Consider the following 7580-nt stretch of genomic DNA (forward strand, 5'->3'; position numbering starts at 1 on the left):
AGGTTCATCTGGTGATACAGACGGTTCACTCATAAAGCGGTGAACAACGCTTCATACGACTTCAGGTCGCACGGACAAAAGTGTGTTAGTGCTTTTACTAAATTAGTTTTTCACGGATTATCTGGTGTATTGCAAGCCTACCAACCTACGGCCAATATAGCTCCCCCACACACTTTATCATTACATCTTAATCCAGAGTTTCCCTAATTTTCTAAAAGTAGCTTCTAGATCTCTTTCAACGACCTGCCCTTTGGTAAATTCACCATAATGAGAATGAATTAAACTTACTATCGATGCTTGGGCAAAGTCATGGTTTTGGTAAACTAAGCTTTCTACATATTCGAAATCATGCTTAAGGATTAGATTGAATTTAACTTTAGTTTCATATATTCCTTGCCTTAAAATTTGACCCTCTATTACGTGAAGATTTGAGACATTTATAAATTCCACACCATAACTTTGATTTAGCCACCTTTGGATTGCGAGCTCCATATCCGCATCTGAAGGGCCGTTCACACGTGTGATATTGTCAGAGAAATCTTCCTTGTATTGTTCTACAACATTTGTTGTATTCATTTGGTCACTAACTTCACATGGTTGAATCTTAAAATCCGTCACTTGTGAGTCTTCTGGGAAGTCATATAAAGTCATAACCGTTTTCTCATAATAATAAGCTCCTCTAAACTGACTATATTTTTTCATTTTTCCCATCAACTTGTCCCCATCTTTTACGTCATTCACCCACACATAAGTGTCAATACCATTAACCTGAGTTTTAACCAGGGGAGAATCCAACTCATAATTAAATCTGGGTTGTCCTGTAACACTGAAATTTCCAGACACATTTGGTTCTCCGGACAATACAAAAGTAAGTTCTAGGTGCTGCCCAACATCGAACTCACATCGTATGATTTTCGACTGGCTGATAGCATTATTAGAGAAACTGACAAAAAAAGTTGATAGTATTGTAACAATGAAAAATCTGGACATAATCAACTCCATTGAAGGATTTTAAAAAAATTAAATAGTATAAGTGGCGTAATATGTCAATGTTAAAGTTAAATTCTCAAGTCATTAAGGCACGGTCATGCGTATACCACGATATTTAATGGAGTGGCTAATTAACTCTTTATATGTTAGCTGATCTAGTGTATTCCATCGAACTAGAAGTGGCCCCCAATTTTCGGACATGACTTTAAGTGATTGATCTGTTTTGATAGTACCCAACAATACTGGAACAGATTATGACTAGAAAACGTAGAAACCACTCTCCTGAGTTCAAAGCTAAAGTGGCACTTGCTGCCGCCAAAGGTGATAAAACTGTTGCTGAGTTAGCGCAGAAGTACAACCTGCACCCTAACCAAATCTCAACATGGAAAAAAGAGTTGCTTGAAAATGCTGCCATGATTTTTGCTTCTGAAAGTCAGTCGGGCAAGGACAGCTCCGAAGAAGTGGACAAACTCCACGCCAAGATCGGTCAATTGACCATGGAAAATGATTTTTTGGCCAAAGTGCTCGGTCGCTAGACCGAGCACAGCGAAAAAGTTCGCTGGATAAATCCACCCTGTTACCAATAAAGCGTCAGTGCGAGCTTCTTAATGTTGCTCGCTCTACGGCTTATTATCAGCCTGTCGGACTCTCTGTTGAAGAGATTGAATTACGTCGTATGATTGACGAAATCCACCTTCAATATCCGTTCATGGGCAGTAGGCGTATTCGAACCGAGCTGGCTAAAAAGGGCCACAACGTTAATCGCAAGCGTATTGTTCGGATCATGCGAGGTATGGGCATTGGAGCGATTTATCCTAAGCCAAAAACAACACTGGCGAATAAAGCTCACAAGGTTTACCTCTACCTGTTACGTGATATTGAAGTCACTTACCCGAACCAAGCTTGGGCTATTGATATCACGTACATCCCAATGGCTAAAGGGTTCCTGTACCTAGTCGCCATTATCGACTGGTATAGCCGTAAAGTGTTGTCTTGGCGCTTATCGAACACCATGGATACAAGCTTTTGCATTGAGGCTCTTGAAGACGCTTCAACACTACGGGCCGCCTGATATCTTTAACTCCGATCAGGGTAGCCAGTTCACCAGTACTGACTTCACGGAGAAGTTACTTGACCACGGAGTACGGATCAGCATGGATGGAAAAGGTCGCTGGGTTGATAATGTCTTTATCGAACGACTATGGCGAAGCCTAAAATATGAGGAGGTTTATTTAAAAGCGTACACCACACCCCGAGAGGCAGAGCTTGAAATCGGTCACTACATGGTGTTTTATAATGAAGAGCGTAATCATCAAGGACTCAATGACCTCACTCCTGATGAAGTCTACTTCAGCAGACAAAGATACGCTGCATGAGCAAGATCAACCACTTAAGAAATTAGCTTATGTGTCCAACCATCGGGGTCCACTTCTTTACATTAATAATGACTAATCTTACTCGATTAAAGTTCTTGTGTTTCGATATATTTGTACTATTCATTATTAATGGGAATTTCTTATAAGGAGTGAACTAATGCGACTGTCCTCCGTTTTAATATGTATGCGAGACTTAATATGAAATACGTTATTATTTAATCCGAACCAATTATTTTGGGCACTGAGTTAAGCGATTGAAATAACTAATAAGGTGAATCATATCAGACAAGAAAAAACGTATTGAATATATCGAAGTGGATTACAATCGGTTCAGAAAACACAGCTCTTTTGGTCATCTTAACCCAGAGCAGAGCTATTTAAGTTAATAGGAGAGGCTTAGTTGGTGTCCAGTCTGGCAGAATCTATTATTTAATCGGCTTCCATATTTTTTGTTTAGAGGACTGTCCAAACTTGTTCAGCCTTTCACTTCTGAGACAGTACTTAGTAAATAATGAAATTGTAAAAAACTTTGAGGCTAACTTGACATTTTTTAATGTTACTAGGCTGATTATTAAACAAAACATAGGAGATGTTTTTATGCGTATTTTGGCTTTAGTATCGCTCTTTGTCTCTCTAACCGTTTCTGCGAGCATAGACCGCGAACGCTTCGAGAAAGACATGAAGGAACAAGGGTATAGTATCCAAGAATGTTTGCTCATCAGTACAGGCATAGATCACCATGCCGATAGTCTTGTAATGACAAACTTACGTAATACTACGAGTCTTTTATATCCCAAAAAATCAGGTCAAAAGATTATGATACTCGAAGGAGGTAAATATCACACCCTAAACATAGCACCAGATATAGCCTTTATTAAACTGTTCGAAGCCCTGATTAAATGCTCAAAGTAAATTAAACGGTTAAGGGAGCGCCATTATTCCCAAGGTTGGTTGTGCTCTCCCGACTTGTCTTCCCGTTAAATCGCTTTATACAAGGATGGTCTGAAGGTGTGTCCTTAATGGGCATACGGGACAGATTCTGACTTGAAGCCTGCCTCTCAACTGGCTAACAGAGCTCAAGGAGCAGTTATCATCACGCCTAATACAACTATTGTGTTTGATGTTGGACTGAACGAGGTAGTCGAGAACTAACCTTAAATCGCTTTGCACACTGGAGGTGCGCCATGAAAAATCAAAAGTCTTTTATCTATGCGTTAACATGCGTATTTGTGGTGATGCTGTTCCCAACTTACATTGAAGCAAGATCAACACCGAGAATTAACGCCAACGCTTACATACTTGCCGATTATAATAAGGGGGAGGTTCTTGCTGAGAAAAACATGAACAAACCCGTTACCCCAAGTAACTACGCCAAGCTTATGACCATCTATTTAACAGCCAAAGCACTAAAAGATGGCGAGCTTTCAATAAATGATATAGTCACTATCAGTAAAGCATCCAGAGCTAAGTCATTTCCCGATTCCTCAAAAATGTTTCTAGCGGAAGGCTCGAATGTGAGTATCTATGATTTAATGAAGGGGGTGGTGGTTCAATCAGCCAGTGATGCCACTGTCGCGTTAGCAGAAGCGGTTTCGGGATCTGAGTTTGAGTTTGTAAAACTGATGAATCAAACAGCTCGCATGCTTCAAATGACTAACACCACCTTTGTGAGTAGCACTGGTTTGGATGAAGAAGGCCAAATCACTACCGCTACCGACCTACTAAAGCTGTCGTCCGCCTTAATCAAGGACTTCCCAGAGGTATACGAGCTTTATTCGATGAAAAGCTTTACTTACAACGGAATCCAACAACACAACAGAAACGGTCTACTATGGGATAAAAAAATGAAAGTTGATGGTATGAAAACCAGCTACTCCCAGGCAAGTGGATACAGTATAATTGCCTCCTCGATAGAACGTGACCGTCGGGTAATCGCAATTGTTATAGGCACTACTAGCGCAAGTTCTAGGAATAGTGAGGCAAAAAAACTTCTTCTGCACGGGCACTCAGAAATTGTTGCCTCAAACTAATGGAAGCCAACCAAATACTTCACGACTCTACAGAATAGAAAATGGATGAGATTGCGTTTTAGATACTGTAGTGGTCAGCAAGTTTCGGGCACTTACTTAAGCCAATGTTAAACAGAAGTGGTCCCCAATTTTCGGACATGACTTTAAGTGATTGATCTGTTTTGATAGTACCCAACAATACTGGAACAGATTATGACTAGAAAACGTAGAAACCACTCTCCTGAGTTCAAAGCTAAAGTGGCACTTGCTGCCGCCAAAGGTGATAAAACTGTTGCTGAGTTAGCGCAGAAGTACAACCTGCACCCTAACCAAATCTCAACATGGAAAAAAGAGTTGCTTGAAAATGCTGCCATGATTTTTGCTTCTGAAAGTCAGTCGGGCAAGGACAGCTCCGAAGAAGTGGACAAACTCCACGCCAAGATCGGTCAATTGACCATGGAAAATGATTTTTTGGCCAAAGTGCTCGGTCGCTAGACCGAGCACAGCGAAAAAGTTCGCTGGATAAATCCACCCTGTTACCAATAAAGCGTCAGTGCGAGCTTCTTAATGTTGCTCGCTCTACGGCTTATTATCAGCCTGTCGGACTCTCTGTTGAAGAGATTGAATTACGTCGTATGATTGACGAAATCCACCTTCAATATCCGTTCATGGGCAGTAGGCGTATTCGAACCGAGCTGGCTAAAAAGGGCCACAACGTTAATCGCAAGCGTATTGTTCGGATCATGCGAGGTATGGGCATTGGAGCGATTTATCCTAAGCCAAAAACAACACTGGCGAATAAAGCTCACAAGGTTTACCTCTACCTGTTACGTGATATTGAAGTCACTTACCCGAACCAAGCTTGGGCTATTGATATCACGTACATCCCAATGGCTAAAGGGTTCCTGTACCTAGTCGCCATTATCGACTGGTATAGCCGTAAAGTGTTGTCTTGGCGCTTATCGAACACCATGGATACAAGCTTTTGCATTGAGGCTCTTGAAGACGCTTCAACACTACGGGCCGCCTGATATCTTTAACTCCGATCAGGGTAGCCAGTTCACCAGTACTGACTTCACGGAGAAGTTACTTGACCACGGAGTACGGATCAGCATGGATGGAAAAGGTCGCTGGGTTGATAATGTCTTTATCGAACGACTATGGCGAAGCCTAAAATATGAGGAGGTTTATTTAAAAGCGTACACCACACCCCGAGAGGCAGAGCTTGAAATCGGTCACTACATGGTGTTTTATAATGAAGAGCGTAATCATCAAGGACTCAATGACCTCACTCCTGATGAAGTCTACTTCAGCAGACAAAGATACGCTGCATGAGCAAGATCAACCACTTAAGAAATTAGCTTATGTGTCCAACCATCGGGGTCCACTTCTCTGGCTCACTTCGGGGCAGCTTTGAGTTGCGCTGCCCTACTAGTACATAAGGTTCACTTTTTAACATACCAATTTCTCGATTTCTGCTGATGAAAAAATTGTTAGCCGCAGGGCATATATTCAGGTGAAACGTGATCTTATCTCCGAGTGGTGAGGATAAGACCATAATTTGGGTGTCAGACTAGTTGTACTCGCTTGCCATATTTATCGCCATTGCGATGCCTTTGACTCGTATTTCGAGAAAAAGTTGTTCAGTACGTTTATTTAGCAAGATTTTCCAGCATAGTTTTAGTTACTAGGGTAATTCCTTTTTCTGTAACACGAAAACCATTGGCTTCATCCTGTTCCTTATCATAGCCAATGCTCAAGCCGGCCGGGACACAACAATCACTGTCAAGGATAACTCTCTTCAGTTTAGCGTGTTCACCAACGTGACTGCCATGCAACAATACTGACTCTTCAATAAGACTGTATGAGTGGGCATGGACACTTGAATACAACAATGATTTTCTAATAGTTGAACCAGAAATAATGCACCCTCCAGAAACCGTTGAATCTACGGCCATACCACGGCGTTCATCGTTATCAAAAATGAATTTAGCAGGTGGAAGCTGTTCTTGATATGTCCAAATCGGCCAGTCTTTATCATAAAGGTCAAGTTGTGGTTTAGGTGTAACAAGTTCCATATTGGCTTCCCAAAATGAGTCAAGTGTACCCACGTCACGCCAGTAGGGCTGACTTTCACTGTCTGGATCTTTGAAAGAGTACGCAAAAACATTACTCTCATTAATGATTGAAGGAATGATATCGTGGCCAAAATCGCGGGTGGATCCTTGGACATCCACATCTTTTAATAACTGGTCAAAAAGAAAATCAGCATTGAATAAATAATTGCCCATTGAAGCCAAACACTTATTCGGTTTATTCGGAATTTCATTAGGTTGAGCTGGTTTCTCATCAAAAGCTACTATTTTGTTTTTGGAATCTACGGTTAGAACACCAAAGCTACCTGCAGCTTCTTCAGTATCAACTTCTAGGCAACAGACTGTCATATCTGCGTTATTTGCCACATGCTCCGCTAGTAGAGTGCCGTAGTCCATACGATATACATGGTCACCAGACAGAATTAGAATGTACTTGGGTCTATGTGAACGAATTATATCAATATTTTGATATACCGCATCCGCTGTGCCAGCATACCAGTCATCGCCCGTTCGTTGTGAAGCAGGTAAAATTTCAACAAATTGTTGAGCTCTAAGGCTTACCCAACCGCGGCTAATGTGACGGATCAACGAGTGCGACTTGTATTGTGTTGCGATACCTACGCGGTCAATACCTGAATTGAAACAGTTTGATAGTGGAAAATCGATAATACGAAACTTACCACCAAAATATACAGCAGGTTTTGCTCGAAGATCGGTGAGTTCAAATAAACGACTACCTCGACCACCAGCCAATATCAAAGCGTAAGTGTCTTTGGTCAAATTACTGATATGTCTATCATAATTCTGGGGCATAGAGACCTCCATGGGGGCGAATTATATACTTGTAGTTATAATCAGAGCAGTGTATTGATTACATTCAAGTTATTATATAGGGTAATTGTTGAATAAACTGTGACTGAAGTTAGGCATTATTACTTGAATAGCTACCAGTATCGTCGCCACTTTTAGCATTACCAAAAATAGGTCAATTTATGACAAAAGAAATGAGTCCTGATCCTTGTGCTAGAAAGGTTTGGTCGGGTAGACGACACTTGTTACCAAGTGCGGCCCCCCTAAGAACCCAGCGTGCAACTTTCACTGCACTAGGC

The 7580-nt window shown here is 41.3% G+C and carries 4 protein-coding genes and 2 pseudogenes; 4 read left to right on the forward strand and 2 right to left on the reverse strand.

Annotation, left to right across the window (positions count from 1 at the left end):
- Positions 1-180: 180 nt before the first annotated feature.
- Positions 181-990: a hypothetical protein gene (locus R7Z49_RS22755; RefSeq protein ID WP_213966102.1), complete on the reverse strand. Its 810-nt coding sequence runs from the start codon at positions 988-990 to the stop codon at positions 181-183.
- Between the two features lie 254 nt (positions 991-1244).
- On the opposite strand from R7Z49_RS22755, the pseudogene R7Z49_RS22760 reads away from it, so the two are divergent.
- The 4 genes and pseudogenes from R7Z49_RS22760 (at position 1245) to R7Z49_RS22775 (ending at position 5710) form a co-directional block, all read left to right on the forward strand.
- Positions 1245-2366: pseudogene (locus R7Z49_RS22760) on the forward strand (IS3 family transposase).
- A 597-nt stretch (positions 2367-2963) separates the two neighbouring features.
- On the forward strand, positions 2964-3278 hold the full coding sequence (locus R7Z49_RS22765) for a hypothetical protein (RefSeq protein WP_213966104.1): 315 nt from the start codon (positions 2964-2966) through the stop codon (positions 3276-3278).
- Positions 3279-3550: 272 nt separating this feature from the next.
- Entirely contained in the window at positions 3551-4396 is an 846-nt protein-coding gene (locus tag R7Z49_RS22770; RefSeq protein ID WP_213966105.1) for a D-alanyl-D-alanine carboxypeptidase family protein, read from the forward strand.
- A 192-nt stretch (positions 4397-4588) separates the two neighbouring features.
- Positions 4589-5710 (forward strand): annotated as a pseudogene (locus R7Z49_RS22775) (IS3 family transposase).
- A 317-nt stretch (positions 5711-6027) separates the two neighbouring features.
- Here R7Z49_RS22775 and glgC read toward each other — a convergent pair.
- Entirely contained in the window at positions 6028-7284 is a 1257-nt protein-coding gene (gene glgC / locus R7Z49_RS22780) for a glucose-1-phosphate adenylyltransferase (RefSeq protein WP_005391618.1), read from the reverse strand.
- Between the last annotated feature and the right edge of the window lie 296 nt (positions 7285-7580).

It is taken from the genome of Vibrio sp. 1562 (assembly GCF_033340155.1).
GTDB lineage: Bacteria > Pseudomonadota > Gammaproteobacteria > Enterobacterales > Vibrionaceae > Vibrio > Vibrio alginolyticus.

Bases quoted from the DNA above. Each gene is read 5' to 3' on its own strand.
- R7Z49_RS22765 (WP_213966104.1), top strand. From the start codon at position 2,964: ATGCGTATTTTGGCTTTAGTATCGCTCTTTGTCTCTCTAACCGTTTCT.
- R7Z49_RS22755 (WP_213966102.1), bottom strand. From the start codon at position 990: ATGTCCAGATTTTTCATTGTTACAATACTATCAACTTTTTTTGTCAGT.
- glgC (WP_005391618.1), bottom strand. From the start codon at position 7,284: ATGCCCCAGAATTATGATAGACATATCAGTAATTTGACCAAAGACACT.
- R7Z49_RS22770 (WP_213966105.1), top strand. From the start codon at position 3,551: ATGAAAAATCAAAAGTCTTTTATCTATGCGTTAACATGCGTATTTGTG.